General features: G+C 42.6%; 16 protein-coding genes. 5 read left to right on the top strand and 11 right to left on the bottom strand.

The annotated features are described in order from the left end of the window. Positions 1 to 292: 292 nt before the first annotated feature. The 4 genes from LKM37_04060 to LKM37_04045 all read left to right on the top strand — a co-directional run bounded on the left by LKM37_04060 (position 293) and on the right by LKM37_04045 (position 5,512). Complete coding sequence (locus LKM37_04060; protein MCI1720183.1) at positions 293 to 1,849, top strand: leucine-rich repeat domain-containing protein; 1,557 nt, start codon at positions 293 to 295, stop codon at positions 1,847 to 1,849. 145 nt (positions 1,850 to 1,994) lie between these two features. Then, entirely contained in the window at positions 1,995 to 2,186 is a 192-nt protein-coding gene (locus tag LKM37_04055; GenBank protein ID MCI1720182.1) for a hypothetical protein, read from the top strand. Between the two features lie 144 nt (positions 2,187 to 2,330). Next, entirely contained in the window at positions 2,331 to 3,920 is a 1,590-nt protein-coding gene (locus tag LKM37_04050) for a leucine-rich repeat domain-containing protein (GenBank protein MCI1720181.1), read from the top strand. A gap of 26 nt (positions 3,921 to 3,946) precedes the next feature. Continuing rightward, positions 3,947 to 5,512 (top strand): leucine-rich repeat domain-containing protein, encoded by a 1,566-nt coding sequence (locus tag LKM37_04045; protein MCI1720180.1) that lies wholly within the window; start codon positions 3,947 to 3,949, stop codon positions 5,510 to 5,512. Between the two features lie 142 nt (positions 5,513 to 5,654). Here the strand turns inward: LKM37_04045 and pnp are convergent, their stop codons facing one another. From pnp to LKM37_04030, 3 genes are all read right to left on the bottom strand, one after another. Beyond that, entirely contained in the window at positions 5,655 to 8,066 is a 2,412-nt protein-coding gene (gene pnp / locus LKM37_04040; GenBank protein ID MCI1720179.1) for a polyribonucleotide nucleotidyltransferase, read from the bottom strand. A 101-nt stretch (positions 8,067 to 8,167) separates the two neighbouring features. Further along, positions 8,168 to 9,445: a serine hydroxymethyltransferase gene (locus LKM37_04035; protein MCI1720178.1), complete on the bottom strand. Its 1,278-nt coding sequence runs from the start codon at positions 9,443 to 9,445 to the stop codon at positions 8,168 to 8,170. A 3-nt stretch (positions 9,446 to 9,448) separates the two neighbouring features. After that, positions 9,449 to 9,655: a hypothetical protein gene (locus LKM37_04030; protein MCI1720177.1), complete on the bottom strand. Its 207-nt coding sequence runs from the start codon at positions 9,653 to 9,655 to the stop codon at positions 9,449 to 9,451. A 10-nt stretch (positions 9,656 to 9,665) separates the two neighbouring features. Here LKM37_04030 and LKM37_04025 point away from each other — a divergent pair, with 10 nt between their 5' ends. After that, positions 9,666 to 10,214 carry an RNA methyltransferase gene (locus tag LKM37_04025; GenBank protein MCI1720176.1) on the top strand — a complete coding sequence of 183 codons (549 nt, stop codon included), beginning with the start codon at positions 9,666 to 9,668 and terminating at the stop codon, positions 10,212 to 10,214. A gap of 4 nt (positions 10,215 to 10,218) precedes the next feature. On the opposite strand, the gene LKM37_04020 is transcribed toward LKM37_04025, so the two are convergent. The 8 genes from LKM37_04020 to LKM37_03985 form a co-directional block, all read right to left on the bottom strand. Continuing rightward, entirely contained in the window at positions 10,219 to 12,795 is a 2,577-nt protein-coding gene (locus tag LKM37_04020) for a zinc-dependent metalloprotease (GenBank protein ID MCI1720175.1), read from the bottom strand. A gap of 126 nt (positions 12,796 to 12,921) precedes the next feature. Then, positions 12,922 to 13,224, bottom strand: a complete 303-nt coding sequence (locus LKM37_04015) for a hypothetical protein (GenBank protein MCI1720174.1) — start codon at positions 13,222 to 13,224, stop codon at positions 12,922 to 12,924. Between the two features lie 111 nt (positions 13,225 to 13,335). Then, complete coding sequence (locus LKM37_04010; GenBank protein ID MCI1720173.1) at positions 13,336 to 13,956, bottom strand: RnfABCDGE type electron transport complex subunit A; 621 nt, start codon at positions 13,954 to 13,956, stop codon at positions 13,336 to 13,338. A gap of 11 nt (positions 13,957 to 13,967) precedes the next feature. Further along, a complete protein-coding gene (locus LKM37_04005; GenBank protein ID MCI1720172.1) occupies positions 13,968 to 14,564 on the bottom strand; it encodes an electron transport complex subunit E in 597 nt (198 codons plus the stop codon). 6 nt (positions 14,565 to 14,570) lie between these two features. Beyond that, entirely contained in the window at positions 14,571 to 15,311 is a 741-nt protein-coding gene (locus LKM37_04000; protein ID MCI1720171.1) for an RnfABCDGE type electron transport complex subunit G, read from the bottom strand. Between the two features lie 2 nt (positions 15,312 to 15,313). After that, positions 15,314 to 16,381 (bottom strand): RnfABCDGE type electron transport complex subunit D, encoded by a 1,068-nt coding sequence (locus tag LKM37_03995; protein MCI1720170.1) that lies wholly within the window; start codon positions 16,379 to 16,381, stop codon positions 15,314 to 15,316. Between the two features lie 46 nt (positions 16,382 to 16,427). Continuing rightward, positions 16,428 to 17,765, bottom strand: a complete 1,338-nt coding sequence (gene rsxC / locus LKM37_03990) for an electron transport complex subunit RsxC (GenBank protein ID MCI1720169.1) — start codon at positions 17,763 to 17,765, stop codon at positions 16,428 to 16,430. Between the two features lie 15 nt (positions 17,766 to 17,780). Next, positions 17,781 to 18,680: an RnfABCDGE type electron transport complex subunit B gene (locus LKM37_03985; protein ID MCI1720168.1), complete on the bottom strand. Its 900-nt coding sequence runs from the start codon at positions 18,678 to 18,680 to the stop codon at positions 17,781 to 17,783. Positions 18,681 to 18,706 lie beyond the last annotated feature (26 nt).

Raw genomic sequence — 18,706 nt, 5'->3', positions numbered from 1 at the left:
GCCGGGATTTTTTTTGTGTCCCTCTAATATGACGCCGTTATATTGGATATGACAACGTGATATCGGATATGACGGCGTTATACCGGATATGACAACGTTATAACCAATAATACGGCGTAATAACCGGTAATACAGCGTCATTTTGGGTGAAATTTTGAAAGTTTTGGCGTTTTGATACATCGTCCGGCGCCGAAGGGGGTATTTTTGCCAATTTCCCAGAGGGAAAAATTTGCTTTTTCCCGGAGTGGAGGTTTGCAGAATCTAAATTTAAACAATACACTATTTGAAAATTATGAAAAGATTTTTCACAAATGAATTTGCGCAAGCTGCAATTTTGGCATTTGCAGCAATTATCGCTTTTGCGTTTTTTGCGCTTACGGCAACATCCTGCGCCAAGACAGATGAACTGTCGGGAGAAAAAAATAAGCTGATGACCATTAACGCAAACATTGACAGCGGCACAAAAGCAGAGGCAAGTCTTGTGGATGGCACAAAGGTATATTATACAGAGAATGGCGATGATGCTCATCATACTATGAGTGTTACATGGGCGACTAGTGACAAGATGTTTGTGTATGACGGCAATGCTAATAGTGCAAATTTTGACATATTTACCTATGCCGGTACTGACAACGCAAAAAGCGGAAAATTTACCGGAACACTCGCCTCTACAATTACAAATGGGCATCAGATTTATGCTATTGCGCAAGGTAACGAAAGTTCTTATTATGGTGGTAGCGCTAAAATTAACGGATGTGGCATAGATGTTTCAACTACCCAAGGTAGTTACAGCTTATTATACAATCAGGCAAACGAACTTAGGGCAACATCCTATATGTATGCCGGAGCAACTTATTCAGGGGATTCAATTCCAGCTTTGACATTTCACAATGCGATGGGGGCAATCAGGGTAAATCTGCCTAGTGACGTATGGCGTTTTTACCAAAAAATCAGAAGTTATTCTGCGGATGCATCTATTTGCAACTCAGCTGTTATGGAAGTTAAGGGGACAGGAACAAGTGTTTATCCTGTATGGACTGGCCAAACACGCTTTGGAACTAGAGAAATTATGAACTGGACAGGCAATTGTTCTTTCGATCAGTCAGATTATAGATTCTATTTTACGATGTTGCCGCAAACCTCCTGCAAAGGTTTAACAATTGTACTTACAGCCGGAGGTTTAAATGTCAGCGCAACAGATGTTTATTATTATATGCTTACCGGAACAACAGCTATTGAAAGCAGCAAGTACTACGTGATACCTGCATCTGCATTCAAAACCGGAGCATTGCTTTCTAATGAAACTCAAAGAGGTACGTCCGATTTTTGGTATTGCAATAAAAATCCCCAGGGTACAGAACTTAAGACATATCTGACTGCAGTTAATGGAAATACTGCAAGAAATATTGTGGCTGTTGCAGAGGGCTTCACGGAAACTCCTGCAGCACTGCAAGGTTGCAACCGTCTGCAAACATTTATTGATAATGATTGTACAGCCCTGTCTGCTAACATGTTTAACGGATGTACAAATCTTCAGAACGTCTCTATAGATGGCGTTACATCCCTGCCGGCAAATGCGTTCACAGGATGTACATCCCTGACACATTTGAATTTAACTGCAAGTGGTGGTATGGATACCATTGGAGATTATGCATTTAGCGGTTGTACGGCATTAACAACTCTTAAAATATATCAACGTGTATATAATTGGGGAGTTACTGTATTTGACGGCGTAAATACCGGGAATGTTGATTTGTACGTTAATACCGGCCAAACGGGCGTGAGCGGCAATACAATTACTTGCGGCAGCACCACGTATACCTTCAAAAATATTTACGCAACGTTATAATTAATTTTAATGACGACGTCATTTTGGAGATAACAACGTTATATCGGATATGACAGCGTTATATTGGAGATGACAACGTCATATTGGAGATAACGGCGTCATTTTGGGTGAATATAAAATTAAACAATACACAATTTAAAAAATTATGAAAAGAAATTTAATCCCGACAGCTAGCTGCATGCATAAGCAGTCTTATGAAAAACCTCAATCAAACGTTATTAAGATGGAGTCTGAGGGCTTTATTGCCACCAGCGGAGAAGCGCCTGATTACGGTGACGGCGGTGAGCTGACCCAGATGTACAATCCAAAACCGGATAAGAATAAACTTATAGGATAACGTACTTGAGGACTTTTTCATAATCATTTGATTATATGTGTTTTATGTTTATGTATGTTTATGCATGATCATTAAATCCAAAAATCAAGTAATTTAAAATGAACAAATTATGAAAAAGTCCTCAAGTAAAAGACTATATATTATATGAAAAAAATATTTACAAAAAGATACGCAATGGCGGCAATGGCTGCCGGAGCGGTGATTATGGCGCTGACGGCAACATCCTGCACAAAGACAGATGAACTGTCGGAAACCAAAACAAAAAATGCCATTACATCCATCAACGCAAATATTGATGAGGGTTTGACTAAAGTTTATATTGCTCCCGACGGGTCAACTACAAACGGGAAGAAGGTTACGTGGAAGACAAGTGATGCAATAACTGTAATCAATGATGCTACAAATGCCTCTGCTGTTTATACTTATGATGGTACTGACAATGCACAAAGAGGAAGTTTTAAAAACACCAGCGGCAGTTTGAACGCAAGCGCCGGAAACCAGGTGTATGCTTTCTATAATGCAAATGGCACCGTTGACGCAGCTAAAAATGCAATATCTGTGAGCTATACAGGTGCAACTGCCAATGACCAAGCAATTTGGGACGGAAACACAACCTCCGGAGATGCAACAAATAATTCACTGATGTATGCCGGTGCGTCCGTAGCGTCAGACAATGCTGTTCCACTTGTCACTTTTAAAAATGCAAATGCCATCATCAAGAGTACCGTAACAGGCGGAACGGCAGCACAAGAATTCAAATACATAACAGTTGTTTCAGGAAACGGCATGATGCCAATAGCAGGCACCGCAACCATTTCCGGTACCGGAGATGCAGCAACGTTAAAATGGTCAGAAAGAAAATTTGGCGCTGTTGAATATCATTCTGCAAGCACTTTAAATCTCTCTGCAAACAACACATGGAATCAACTGGTAATTCCTAGCATGCAGTTTTATAATGCAGACGGAACTGTCGCCAGCACCAAGGCTGATATAGGACCAATATACTACTTGTTCAGTGATGCGCCTCTTGCCACTGCAACCAAGGTTTATTACATAAAAGCAGATGGTAACTTATCATCCAGTCTTACAGTATTTGAGGCGGGCAAATCTTACGGCTTGAACAAGGAAGTACAAGAAGCTGCTATTATAACTACCAACGGCACTAGTAGCGTCGCTGTTAGTGATAACACTAAGATGGTTTGGATTAACCAAGCACCTGCTTCTTTTACCCAGTATATAGGAGATGTAGCACTGCACCTTGATACAACACCATCTAACATTACAATAATTCAGGCAAATCCAGATCCTGCAGCTGCTACCCGTGAGAATTACTTTTGTACGAAAATAGGTACATACATTAACAATTATTCAACAGCAATTGGCACCTCTATGTTTTCCTTTTACTCAGGCCTTAAGTATGTTTCCTTGGGAAAAGTAACGGCACTTACTTCATCTGCTTTCCAAGATTGCAGCATACTACAGTCAATATTCCTTCCAAAGGTCACAACAGTTGGCTCTAACGCATTTCAGAACACTAAAAAGTTAACTAAAATAATGTTTGGTTCTATTCTAGAGAACGGTGATTGGGGAACAAACAACGTGTTTTGGAATAGAGATGCAGCAGGAGAAATAGACCTTGTACTAAAGACCGGCCAGAAAGACAATAACGGCACCGAAATATCAGGGACAACATTCCACGGCGTTACGTTTAAGAGCATCACGTTCATGGATTAACAAGATTGTGGCACAAGAAATTTTTTATGAAAAAGATATTTACAAAAAGATACGCAATGGCGGCAATGGCTGCCGGTGCGGTGATTATGGCGCTGACGGCAACATCCTGTGCAAAATCAGATGAACTGTCGGAAACCAAAACAGATCTGTCGGGAGAAAAAGGAAATGTGATTACAACTGTCAGAGCTTCTACAGGCGGGGATGACCAGACCAAGGTTTATTTTACACCGGGGGATGGAAATATTTTTCACGTTACCTGGCATACCGATGATAAGATTCATGTCATTAATGATACCCAAAATGACAATACGACTTTTACTTATAACGGAACAGATAATGCAAAGATTGGGGAGTTCAAAGGAAGTTTGTCTGCAAAAGCAGGTGATCAGCTATTTGCATGTTATTACCCTGACCCTAACACTACTGTTGATTGGAATAATAATAGCCTTACTTTTGTTCCTTTTCATTCTGTTTGGAAGATTGTTCCGGGAGAAAAAACATCTGCATCTGCATATTCACCTCAACGTGCATTGATGTACGCCAGTGCAACGGCCGGAGCAAACGGAACCATCCCATTGTTTAATTTCAAGAACGCCAATGCAATAATAAAATTTACATTTGGTAGCCCTATCCCCGCAAGTTATAACGCCACCAAGTATTTGACACTTTTGTCTGCCGACGGCCAATTTCCACAAACAGGTAAGGCAACGGTTTATATTGAGGGTGGTGAAACCAAAATTAAGTGGTCAAATTTAAACTATGATGAGTACAGAGTCTCGGGATTGTCGACGGGTTATTATGATTTTTCATATTCTTATGGTAATGTAGCAATCCCGGGTACTTATGGTCCCCTATATTGTATAGTAAGCAATGACCTTCTTGAAACAGCAAGCAATGTTTTTTATATTAAGACAGACGGAAAAGTATCACTTGAGGCGGGCAAATCTTATAGCATGAATAAACCTATGGGAAAAGCTGCTGTTCTTAGTTCCTCCAGCGTTATTGGCAATCTAGGAGAATCAGAAGTTTGGATTAATCAATTAGCAGTATCTGATACGAGATTAAGGGATTCGCTGTATAACGTTAATAGTAGAAATGCTACTGTCAGAACGAAAGGCGTTACAATAATTCAGACAATCCCTGCGTCTACAACAGACGTACCGGCAATATTTATCAAAGCCAACAATGTAAGTTATTATGACTCCACTCTTGCTGCATATATAAACAATCGTTCAAACACAATTCCAGAAAAAATGTTTATGAATTGCCGAGCCCTTAAGTATGTTTCTTTGGAATATGTAAAGGCAATTCCTTCTTATACTTTCACTAATTGCTTAGGCATAGAGTCACTATTTTTCCCAAGTGTAACCACTTTAGCAGATCGCGCCTTGGCGTGGATGCCTAATTTAACTAAATTAAGATTTGGTTCTATTATAACGGATACAAATTGGTATTTAGCGTTTGGTACTGTAGCGGCGTCTGGGTTTACAGTTCCAGGGAACATAGATCTTGTGCTAAAGACCGGCCAGACGGGAGTTTCCGGCAATACGTTTAATGGCATTACGTTTAAGAGCATCACGTTCATGGATTAATTTTAAAAGCGCAGGCTGGATTTTGCAAAACAGCCTGATATGTAAATAATTATAAAAAAGCGCTCGGCCTAAATCAGCCGAGCGCCTTTTTGTATGTGCTTGATTTGCAATCAATTTTGCAAAATCCAGCCTGCCTTATAATTTACTCCGTTGGAGCATTATCTGTGTGGCTTTCAGGTGCGTGATCATCATGGCGGTCATCGCGATGGAAATCTCTGCGGGGACCACGGTCACCGTCACGGGAATCTCTGCGGTCACCGTCACGGGAATCTCTGCGGTCACCGTCACGTCTGTCATGACCATAACCTCCACGGGAACCGCCGCGTCTGTCATCGCCGCCTCTGCGGTCATCACGTCTGTCGTGACCTCCAAAACCACCACGGCCACCCTCCGGACGAGGTCTGCGAACCGGCTCTACATAGCCCTCCGGTTTTGGCTGTAATGCTCTCATTGACAAGCGCATCTTGCCGCTCTTCTCATCAATCTCCAGAAGCTTGACGTCAACTTCATCTCCAACCTTTAGAACGTCCTCTACCTTCTCTGTCTTGCCCCATGCAATTTCAGAGATGTGAAGAAGTCCCTCTTTGCCCGGAAGAATTTCTACAAATGCTCCAAACTCAAGAATGGAAACTACTTTGCCGTGATAAGTTGTACCAACCTCAGGAACTGTGGTAATACCCTTAACCCATGCAAGTGCCTTATCCATACCCTCTTTATTCTCTCCAAAGATATCAACTGCTCCAACTGTTGTTCCGTCCGGCTGCTTTTCTTCTGTAACTGTGACAGTTGTACCGGTAACTTTCTGAATCTCCTGAATAACTTTTCCGCCTGTTCCAATAACGGCACCAATAAACTCTCCAGGAATTCTCAACTGTACAATGCGAGGTGCATAAGGCTTCAAGTCCGGACGCGGTGCAGGAAGAGTCTTCATCATCTCTCCCATGATGTGCATGCGGGCTTCATGTGCCTGTGCAAGTGCCTCAGCCATAATCTCTTCTGAAAGACCGTCACACTTAATATCCATTTGAGTTGCTGTGATACCATCCTTGGTACCTGCAACTTTAAAGTCCATATCTCCAAGATGGTCCTCATCTCCAAGTATATCAGAAAGGATTGCGTATTTACCTGTCTTTGAATCCGCTATAAGACCCATTGCACAACCTGCAACAGGTTTCTTAAGTTGAATTCCGGCATCCATCAATGCAAGACATCCTGCGCAAACAGTTGCCATTGAGGAGCTTCCGTTGCTCTCCAAAATATCTGAAACAACTCTGACTGCATAAGGATTTTCTTCACCTGTCGGGACCATAGGCTTTAAAGCCCTCATAGCCAGGTTGCCGTGACCAATCTCTCTTCTGCCTACGCCGCGCTGAGCCTTAGCCTCGCCCGTTGCAAACGGAGGGAAATTGTAATGCAAAACAAATGCATCGCTGCCCTGAATCAAAACCTCATCTTTAGATTTCATGTCTAGTTTTGTTCCAAGGGTAACAGTTGCAAGTGCCTGAGTCTCACCTCTTGTAAAGATTGCAGAGCCGTGAGCGCAAGGAAGGCAATCAACCTCGCACCAAATTGGGCGAACGTCTTTTGTTCCTCTGCCGTCCATTCTTTTTCTCTCATTAAGAATCAGGGCGCGCATTGCCTCTTTCTCAACTGCTGCAAAATATCTGTTGACCATTACGGTCTTATCTTCTCTCTCCTCTTCCGGAATAGTCTCCATAAACTGCTCTTTTAGAGCATCTAACGCATCATCTCTCTGATGCTTCATCATTGCCGCGCTTGCTATTTCATAGCACTTGTCATAGCAGAATTTATGGCATGCCTCTTTAACTGCCTCATCATTAGTCTCATGGCAATAGGTTCTCTTTGTCTCTTTACCTACTGCGACAGTTAATTCTTTAAGTACTGCGCATTGCTTTTTAATCTCCTCATGAGCAAATTTGATTGCGCCCAGCATAACGTCTTCACTAACCTCATTCATCTCACCCTCTACCATCATTATGTTTTCAGATGTAGCGGCCACCATTATATCAAGGTCTGTATCAGTCATTTCTGAGAATGCAGGGTTGATACAGTACTGCCCGTTTTTACGTGCAACTCTAACCTCAGAGATAGGTCCCTGGAAAGGAATATCACTTACTGCAAGAGCACCGGCTGCTGCAAGTCCTGCAAGCGCATCCGGCTGTGTATCTTTGTCTGCGGAAATTAGCATCACGTTAACAAAAACTGCTGCGTGGAAATCCTCCGGGAACAAAGGTCTTAAAGCCCTGTCTACCAGACGGGCAATTAAAATTTCATAATCTGAAGCTTTCCCCTCTCTTTTCATAAATCCGCCGGGGAATCTTCCTGCTGCCGCGAATTTTTCTTTGTAGTCTACCTGAAGAGGTAAGAAATCAACATCCTCTTCTGCGTCTTTTGCGCATGTAACAGTGGCCAGGAGCATCGTGCCCCCCATCTTCACAACCACTGCGCCGTCAGCCTGTTTGGCTACTTTACCGGTCTCAATTTCAATTGTTCTGCCATCACTCAGCTGGATGGTTTTTGTAATTATATTCATATCGTCTTCTTAAATGTCTTCTTTATAATCCCGACAGACCATCTGTCGCGACCTTTAAAAAAAGCGGCTTAGCTTTTTGCTGCACCGCTTTAATCTGTTGGCTACCAGTTGTATAGAGGGCGTCCCGCCATCATTTGCCCAACATCGTGCTTGACTTCCTCCAAAACCTGAGGGTTGCTGATGTCGCACAAAACTTTATCTATAAGCCTTACAATCTCCTTAATATCATTCTCTTTCAAACCTCTGGTTGTTACGGCAGGAGTACCTACTCTTAAACCTGAAGTCTGGAACGGAGAGCGTGAATCATTAGGAACCATGTTCTTGTTAACCGTGATATCCGCCTGAACCAAAGTGTTTTCTACAACCTTACCGGTCATATCAGGGAACTTGGTGCGCAAATCTATCAGCATCATGTGGTTATCTGTTCCGCCGCTGACAACTTTGTAACCGCGGCTCATAAATTCATCCGCCATTACCTTTGCATTCTTCTTAACCTGCTCAACATAATCTTTAAACTCCGGCTGCAAATCCTCAAAGAATGAAACTGCTTTTGCTGCAATGCAGTGCTCTAGCGGACCGCCCTGAATACCAGGGAATACGGAAGAGTTAAGAACTGCAGACATCATCTTAATTTCACCCTTTGGAGTTTTCTCTCCCCAAGGATTTTCAAAATCCTGACCAAGCAAAATCACACCACCGCGCGGGCCTCTCAAGGTCTTGTGGGTTGTGGAAGTTACTATGTGAGCATATTTTACAGGGTTCTTCAAAAGACCCTTTGCAATTAGTCCTGCAGGATGAGCCATATCAACCCAAAGAAGAGCACCAACTTTATCAGCGATAGCTCTCATTCTCTCCCACTCCCACTCTCTGGAATATGCTGATGCGCCGCCAATTATAAGTTTTGGCTTGCACTCCAAAGCTGTCTTCTCCATCTGGTCATAATCTACATAACCATCGGGAGTAAGACCGTAAGGAACAGCATGAAACATTTTACCTGAGATGTTTACGGGAGAACCGTGCGTCAAGTGACCGCCCATATCCAAATGCAATCCCATGAAAGTATCACCCGGCTTTAAGCAAGCCAGCATAACTGCCATATTAGCTTGTGCTCCTGAATGTGGCTGAACATTAGCATACTGCGCGTCAAACAGTTTGCAAAGTCTGTCAATAGCGCACTGCTCAATCTTGTCAACCTCCTGGCATCCGCCATAATATCTGTGACCCGGATAACCTTCCGCATACTTGTTGGTGCATACAGAACCCAACGCAGCAAGGACTTGCGGGCTCACAAAGTTCTCAGAGGCAATTAACTCAACGCCACGCATCTGGCGGTTTTCCTCTCTTTTAATGTACTCAGATATCTCTAAATCCTGTTTCATAACTTAAGCTTTATTTTTCTCCGTCGGTAACCCCTCCGGCGTTATTATTATTTTAATTATTATTTCAGCTACAAATTTGCCTTTTCCCAAAAGACGTAATTTGCAAATGTAAAAAAATTTAATCGCTTTTGGAAGAATTCCTGATGTATCTTTTTGTCCATTATTAATATCTTTGCAAAACTTATCATTTTTAAGGCCGTTTCTTAACAATTTTAAACTAATGGGCAGGAAACTTTTAAATAGTGAATTGGGCAGGCCTAGCGTTGAGGAATTTAAGCAGGTGCCTCGTATTCCCGTAGTACTGGTGCTGGACAACATCCGCTCGCAGTTTAATATTGGAGCAGCTTTCCGTACTGCAGATGCCTTTGCCGCAGAAAAGCTCTATCTGTGCGGCATTTGCGCCACTCCGCCATCCGCAGAAATTCACAAGTCCGCCCTTGGCGCAGAGCTTTCCATGGAGTGGGAGCATTTTGATGAAACGCCGGATGCCATACAAAAGCTTAAGGCTCAAGGATATACCATTATAAGCATAGAGCAGGCTGAAGGCTCAATTATGCTTGACAAGCTGAATCTTGTAAAAAGTTGCGAAGGAACTTTTTACAAATATGCGCTTGTATTTGGCAATGAAGTTGCCGGCGTTCAACAGTCTGTGGTAGATATGAGTGATGCCGTCATTGAGATTCCTCAATGCGGCACCAAACATTCAATCAACGTTTCCGTCTCCGTGGGAGTTGTTCTCTGGGAGTTTTTCCAAAGATTGCGGAAATAAATTTTTAGAAACCAAGGTTTACTACAGAAGAGCCTTCAGTTTTTATCTTTTGCTCTGTTAATGCTTTGTGGATTTTGTCATACAAAAATTTGTAGTGAGCTTTTTGCACAACTGTTCCGGCAGCGGATGCTGCAAGACATTTTTGCTGAAGCTGTGTCAGCTGATAATATACCATTGAACCTATGTCTGAATTGTCTTTATCAGCAGCCATTCCTGTAGCGATTGTTCTGTCTCCCATCCTAAATGTCATTGCATTTGCTCCGGTGTACAAATCTACAAGATGCTTAACATAAGCCTTTTGCATGATTCTCTGAGCTGATGCCTCTTTTGCTCCGGCAGCAGCAGGTGCAAAAATCATAGAATTCATATCGGCAAAATAATCGCTCAAAGTATATGCCTTTGCCCCGTTGGAAATTTCATCTTCATAGCAGTTAAGAAGAACCCGTCGTGAGACAAGATTGTCTAAAGTTGAATTGTAGATTTGCTCCAGTACAACATCCGGACGGCGGACAATTTTCTCCATTATATCATTAGGAGTCAGCCACATCTGAGGAGAGAAAGTGTTTCTCTTTAAATAAGCCATTGCCTCTTTCTGCTTTGCTTTCTCTACATGAGTATAAAGAGCACCAGGCTGGTCAGAATATTTTTCTTCCTGATAAACACCTCCTATCCATTTGGCTACGTGGTTGTTATATCTCTTATACTGTCCTAATACCTGATCATAAAGTTCCAGCAAATTATCATATCCCTCATTAGGAGTGTTGGTCCACTCAACCAAATGCTTCATGATAAACTTAAGATTGCGCGTTCCTACTTCATTGGTTTCCATCTGATTAGCACCAAGGTCCTCACTCTGCAATCTTGGGTCGTTTACGCTGCTCTCTGTTCCAAACTGATAAATAGGATCCTTTATTTTCTCCTTAACAACATTGCTCAGGTAAGGGATTTCACTGTCGGGAGTAAAATTAGGCAACCTCTTATAGCCCCACTGAATTGCCCACTTGTCATAAGGTCCAATGCAAGGGAACAACAGGTTCTGCGGAATATTGTCACCAGGCTCAGCAACATAATTGAAGCGAGCGTAATCCATTATAGATGAAGCATGTCCATACTTCTTCAAGAAATTCACATCCTTAAGCTGCGCTACAGAATAATGAGCGCTGCCGATAAAATTGTGACGCAATCCAAGAGTGTGTCCAAGCTCGTGAGAAGAGACAAATCTGATAAGTTCTCCCATCAGATTGGTAGGCAGCACCATGTGGCGTGCCATTGTATCAGCCGGAGCGCACTGAACAAAGTACCAGTCTCTCAAAAGCTTCATCACATTGTGATACCAGTTAACGTGAGTCTCAATGATTTCACCAGAACGCGGGTCACTTACATGAGGGCCGCTGGCATTCTCAATATCAGACGGTTTGTAGATTATAGCGGAGTGAGTTGCATCCTCCAGAGACCAGGTAGAATCCTGCTCTTTTGTTGGCGCAACCTCTGCGCGAATTGCATTTTTAAATCCTGCCGCTTCAAATGCAGGTTGCCAATCATTCACACCCTCAATAAGATACGGAACCCACTCTTTTGGAGTAGAAGGATCTATATATATCACGATAGGTTTTACAGGTTCTACAAGTTCACCCTTTGCGTATTTTTCAGCATCCTCAGGTTTAGGCTCCAATCTCCATCTAGAAATCATGCTCACTCTTTTTACACCCTGCGGATTTTTATCAAAGTCTGTGTAATTAACTGTAAAATAGCCAACTCTAGGGTCAACATACCTTGGCTGCATAGGAACTTTAGGAAGCATTACCATAGAAACATTTAGAACAAACGTGGCTGCTCCTTCCTCTTTACCGTAGGTTACAAGAGAAGTAAATTCTGTATTGATTGGGAAAGTTTTGACGCTCTCTACATAAGAACGATCTTTGACAATATTATTTATTCTTAATTGTTTCTTATCACCTCTGTCAAAATAAAGACCGTTGTTATCATTTAATAGAAAGTCAGTTACATCAATCACATTATCTCCGTTCCCCTGAGCTTTAATATCAAATGAAGCAATGATTGCATTAACATTTGAGTTCTTTACATTCTGCGCAAGCTCTCCGGTAGAACGTTCTCTCATCAAAACTTGCTGCAAGAAAATTTTATTGCCCGGACCTTTGGCAAACCTAATCATGCTCTCTCCAATCTGGTCGCCCGCATATCCGCCAAAAGACATCCTGCTTCCCTCTGCGGATTTCACGATTCTGGAAACAACCTCAATATCACGCCCTATAATAGAGTCATTAATATTAATGCACCACTTATCATCCTTTTGTTGATAAACAGTTGTAAAACCCTTCATCACTTTGGTACCAGGAGTAAGGAATTTATCCATCGCGACAGGCTTCTTTCCTTTATCCTTGTCCTTATCCATGCCAGCCTTATCTCCCTGATCACCAGGTTTCTGGCCATTCTGCATCTCCGGCTTGTCGCTCCTGCGGTCCTTGCGGCCCTGAGCAGCCGCACTGTTGCCGTTAGCACTAACGCAGAAGCCAATGGCCGCCGCTGCGCACACAATTGTAAAAAACTTGCTTATTCTCATACGATTATTTTAAGTTTGAATTATCTAATTAGACTACTTTGACACTTCAAAGTTAGAAAAAAGGCCGACAAAAATGCCGGTCTTTTATTTTGACTGTATAAATCTTCAAAAATTTGCCGTGACGTTTTACGGATTCATCATATCCGTGTTGCGGAAATTGAGAATCTCATATATGGAATCTATTGCGGCGGCGGCGGGGCCTTCCGGCTCCAGCATCTTTGCGTTGTTGTAAGCGTTGATTGCTTCTCCCCACATCTGCTGCCTGCGGTATAGACCGCCAAGAAGATACCAGGCATAAGCATTTTTTGGTTCTCTTTCCAGCAATGCATTCACCTGATTATAAGCTTCTTCATTAAGGCCTTCACGCATCAGTGCTTCAATCTCAACTGTCGTGATTATTTGTGATATGAGCTTCTTCTTCTGTTCCATGACAGTTCAAAAATACACAATCAATTTCAACTTTCCAACTCCAAAATTTCTAAAGGAAATGCAAAAAAAAACTCCGGAGAAATCCCCGGAGTTTTTTTAAGATTCACACTCCTACTTAACCATTCCGGAGAAGCCCATGAATGCAAGGGCCAACATGCCGGCGGTTATCAATGCAATTGGAGTTCCGCGGAAAGCTTTTGGAACGTTGTTGAGTTCCATCTGCTCTCTGATTCCGGCAAACAGCGTAATTGCAACGCCAAAACCAAGTGCAAGAGCCATTGCATAAACTACTGATTCTGCAAGGTTTAGCATGTGAGGTGCAGCGCCAAATGTAAATTGTTTGGTAACTACGATGATAGCAACTCCTAGTACGGCGCAGTTGGTGGTAATCAATGGAAGATAAATTCCTAGAGCCTGGTAAAGTACCGGGTTGATTTTCTTAAGAATGATTTCTACCATCTGAACCAGCGCGGCAATTACAAGAATGAAGACGATTGTCTGCATGAAGGTAATGTCTATCTGCTGACCAAACCATGTATTGATAAGGATGTGATATTGAATCAAATATGTAACCATAGTGGAAAGTCCCATGACAAAGCAAAGTGCCGCGGACATTCCAACTGCGGTGGAAATTTTCTTTGATACTCCAAGGAACGGACAAATTCCAAGGAACTGAGAAAGTATTACGTTGTTAACGAATACTGCTGAAATTATTATAAATAAATACTCCATAATTTTTCCTTTTAAGCATTAGCCTTTTTGCGGTTCTTCATGCTGTTGAACAGAACCATCAGATATCCAAGCACAATGAATGCGCCGGCAGGAAGAATGAAGATTAACATTCCGTCTGCGTCAAACAATTTTGTGTTCATGAAAGATAAACTTCCAAGGAACTCTCTTATGATTCCGATGCATGTCAGGGATAGTGTAAATCCAAGACCAACTCCAATACCGTCGCACATAGAATCTATTACTGTATTTTTATTTGCGTAAGCCTCTGCACGTCCAAGGACAATACAGTTTACAACAATTAGCGGAACGTAGATTCCCAATGTTTTATAAAGGGATGGAGTGTAAGCCTGCATAAGGAACTGAACTACAGTTACAAACGCGGCTATGACAACTATATAGCAAGGGATTCTGACCTTATCCGGAATGTGCGGAGCAAGTGCTGAGATTCCCATGTTTGAGCAAGCAAGAACTATCATTGTTGCAAGTCCCATTCCCATTCCGTTAAGAGCAGAAGTTGAGGTTGCAAGCGTAGGGCACATACCAAGAACAAGTACAAATGTTGGGTTGTTCTTTATGATTCCCTGTAATGTCAATTTAAACTTATTCATGATAATCTATTTTTTATTCCCGACAGTTTTTTCTCCTTTTGCAGCAGCAGCATTAGCGGCTGGTTTTGTGGCAGTTGCAGCAGTTGTTGCGGCAACGGTTGAATCAGCTGCAACAGCGGATGAATCTGCAGGAGCGGCCTGGTCAGCTGAAGCGGAACTCTCTGAATTTATACTGTTGAATATATCAGCGGCCTGTTGCATTGCGTCGCAAAATGCTCTGGATGAGATTGTTGAAGCTGTAATAGCATCAATATCTCCACCATCTTTCTTAACTGCAATTTTAACGCTGCCGTTTATAAGATTCAAACCTTTCCATTGTTTGATGAAAGGTTGATTAGGGTCTGTGATTTTTGCTCCAAGGCCCGGAGTTTCCTGATGGCTGACTACTGCTGTATTATAGACAGCACCGTCGGGAGTAAAACCAACTATCATGCTGATTGCTCCGCCAAAACCTTTAGAGGTTGTGACAGGAACTGCGTAACCAACTATCTGACCACCTTTCTTTGCTATGTAAACCTTATCCATTTTAGATGGAGTGGTAGGGTCAGCGATAGCAAGAGTATCTTTTGAAACCTCATTGTCGCATGGCGGAACTACCTGTTTGATAGCGTCATTCACCTTTGCGGCTTCTGCCTGTGCTATAGGGTCCTTTGTAACTGCATAAACAACTGCAACTGCAGCGGATGCTCCAAGACAAATGAACAGGAGCACAAGGGCCATATTCTTTAAACTAGATTTTGTAGCCATAATTATTTCTTCTGCGCCTCCGTCGCAAACCTCTTAGGTGTAGCAAATTTGTTAATCAAAGGAACAGTTGCATTCATAATAAGAATTGCAAATGAAACGCCCTCCGGATATGAACCAAATTCCCTAATTAAAACTGTAAGAATTCCTATTCCTACTCCAAAGATTATCATGCCTTTAGGGGTCATTGGGCTGGTAACATAATCCGTCGCCATAAAGAATGAGCCCAGCAGCAAACCACCGCTTAACAGATTGAATACAGGATCTGTAAACTTGGAAGGGTCTGCAAGATAAAGTATTCCGGAGAACACAAATACCGTCAGCAATATTGATAGTGAAATATGAGGTTTAATAACTCTTCTGCAAAGAAGATAAATGAAACCTAAAATAAGAGCAAGCGCGCAAGCCTCTCCGGAGCTTCCTCCGATTCTTCCCCAAAGCAGCTGGCCGTAAGAAAGATTGGGATCTTTATCCAAAAGAACTTGTTTGATAGTTGATCCATTATTTAGCTGAGCCTGAACCTCAGGTTTTGCAAGCTCCTCTTTTACAAAAGCTAGCGGAGTTGCTCCGGAAGTTGCATCAAGTGCGGTAGTTGCAAAATGGCTGTTTCCAAATAGATATCCGCTTTCAGGTGCGTGGAATGCTGCGCCCGTCATAAGAACAGGGAATGAAACCAGCAAAACAACACGCGCTACAAGTGCGGGGTTAAAGAAATTTTGTCCAAGTCCGCCAAAAGTCATCTTTGCAATTCCTATTGCAACAACAGCTCCTATCAATATCATCCACCATGGTGAGCAGACCGGCAAGTTAAGTGCAAGCAAAACGCCCGTAACCACAGCAGACAAATCGCAAATAGTAAGCGGTCCTTTGAACAAGAATTTCTGAATCAGATATTCAACAAGGACACAAGCTACTACGCTAATTAGGACAAGCTTGATTGCGGACAAACCAAAGAAGTATATAGAGACCAAGACTGCCGGCATCAGTGCAATGATGACGTCCAGCATCAGCCTCTTGGTGTTTTCCCTCCCATGAACGTGAGGGGCACCGGATACAATCAGTTTATTCATTATTATTTATTTTTTTAATTTTTCTCAAAATTTATAGAGCTCCCGACAGTTACTTTTTAGGACGGCTCTTCATAATTTTCATTACTGCGGCCTTTCCTAATCTCACTGAATCAAGAAGCGGAATGTAAGCCGGGCATGTAAACTGGCAGCAGCCGCACTCTATACAATCATAAATTTTATGCTCTTCCAATCCTGCCATATCGCCGGCACGATACATCTTATTAAGAATGTAAGGTTCCAAGCCCATAGGGCAAGCATTGATACATTTAGCACAACGGATGCAGTTTCCTTCTGTCTTTCTCTTTGTCTGAGCTTCAGTCAAATACAAGATAGCGGAAGTTCCCTTTAATGTTGGAGCATCCAAATTTGCAATGGCCTTGCCCATCATAGGACCGCCGTTGATAAGCTTTGCAGCATCTTTTGGAATTCCTCCGCAATAATCAATAATCTCTTTGAATGGAGTTCCGACTCTGTGCAAGAAATTTCTCTGTACATTGCTGCAATCTCCGGTAACAGTCATAACACCTTGGAACAAAGGCATGTTCTTCTGTACGGCATTATAAACTGCAATTGTAGTTGCAACATTTTGAACAACTGCGCCTGTATCTACAGGAAGTCCCATGGAAGGAACTCTCTTTTTGATAACGGCATCAATCAGCTGTTTCTCACCGCCTTGCGGATATTTCTTCTTTAGCTTTACAATCTCAATGTTAGGATGCTTGCCGCTTGCAAGAGATGTAAGTTTCTCAATAGCAGCAGGTTTGTTCTCCTCTATTCCAATGTAGCACTTCTTTACATTCAGCGCTTTCATTAAAATCTCACAGCCAACAAGCAGTTGCTCAGGCATCTCTATCATCTCACGATAGTTTGATGTTAGATATGGCTCGCACTCTGCTCCGTTAATAATAACACATGTTGGATGTGCTGTTGGAGGAGGGCAAAGTTTTATTGAAGTTGGGAATGTTGCGCCGCCCAGTCCGACAACGCCGCACTCTTTAATTTTCTCTATAATTTGCTTTTGGTCTAGCTTGATTTCACTGACAACGGCATCTGATCTGTCAATACCTTCCATCCACTCATCTCCCTCAACATCAATTATTACCGTCATTACAGGATTGCCCGCAGTATCTTTAACGGGCTCTATTGAACGTACAGTTCCGGAAACGGAAGAGTGAACCGGAGCAGAAACAAATCCCTTTGGATTTGCAATCAGTTGTCCAACCTTTACTTTATCTCCCGGTTTTACTATTGGTTCTGCGGGAGCTCCAAGATGCTGGCCCATAGAAATATACGCAACCTTTGGAACAGGAAGCTTCTCTATTGCAGCCTCTGAGGAAATCTTTTTATCTGAAGGATGAACACCACCTATAAAAAATGTCTTCATAATATATTCTCCTATTTGTTATGCAACAGGCTTTGCCGTACTTTCTACAGGTTTTTGCGCAACTGTCTGTGCTGCAGGCTGTGCGGACGCCGCCGGTCTTGGCGGGAAGTTGCACTCATGAATTGCGCCGGTTGGGCATTCAAGAACGCACTTGCGGCACATTCTGCATTTTGTATAATCTATATAAGCCAAATTATTTTCTACCGTAATAGCACCAAACTGGCAGACTTTCTGACACTTGCCACAACCTATGCAGGCAGCAAGGCAAGCCTTTCTGGCAACTGCTCCCTTGTCTTTGCTGACACAGGAAACATACAATCTGCGACCTTTAGGGCCTTTGTTTCTAAGCTCGATAATGCCTTTAGGACAAGCTTTTACGCACGCTCCGCAGGCAACGCATTTTTCCTCGTCAACCTCCGGAAGACCTGTCGTGACATTAACCTTAATTGCATCAAACTGGCAGGCTCTCTCGCAGTCTCCTAGTCCAAAGCATCCATATCTGCAGCCAGTATCTCCTGAATAAACGGAGGCTTCTGTAGCACAAGTCTTGCGACCGTCAAAAAAGGTGACTTTCTGTCTCTTATCACAAGACCCTGAGCACCTTACAACTGCTACTTGCGGCTCTTTTTCCGCAACCGTGTAGCCTAGCGCATCTGCTACTTTCTTCATTGTAGCATTTCCGCCAACGGGGCAGAAAAGATTATCAAGGTTACCGGATTTTACGGCATCCTCTGCAAAAGCTCTGCAGCCTGCATGTCCGCAACCTCCGCAATTGGCACCCGGCATAAGAGCCTCAACGGTGTCAATCCTTGGATCTTCCTCTACCTTAAACTTTTGTGCCACTAAAAACAGCACAATCGCCAGAAGCAATCCTAGGATTGTCAAACAGGCGATGGTAAAAATAATCGTATTAGTCATCTAACTGTTAATAAAATCAAAAGAAC

Source organism: Bacteroidales bacterium (assembly GCA_022647615.1).
Taxonomy (GTDB): Bacteria; Bacteroidota; Bacteroidia; order Bacteroidales; family UBA932; genus Egerieousia.
Note: the sequence above shows the minus strand (reverse complement) of the source record. Positions and strands in the feature narration are given on the sequence as shown.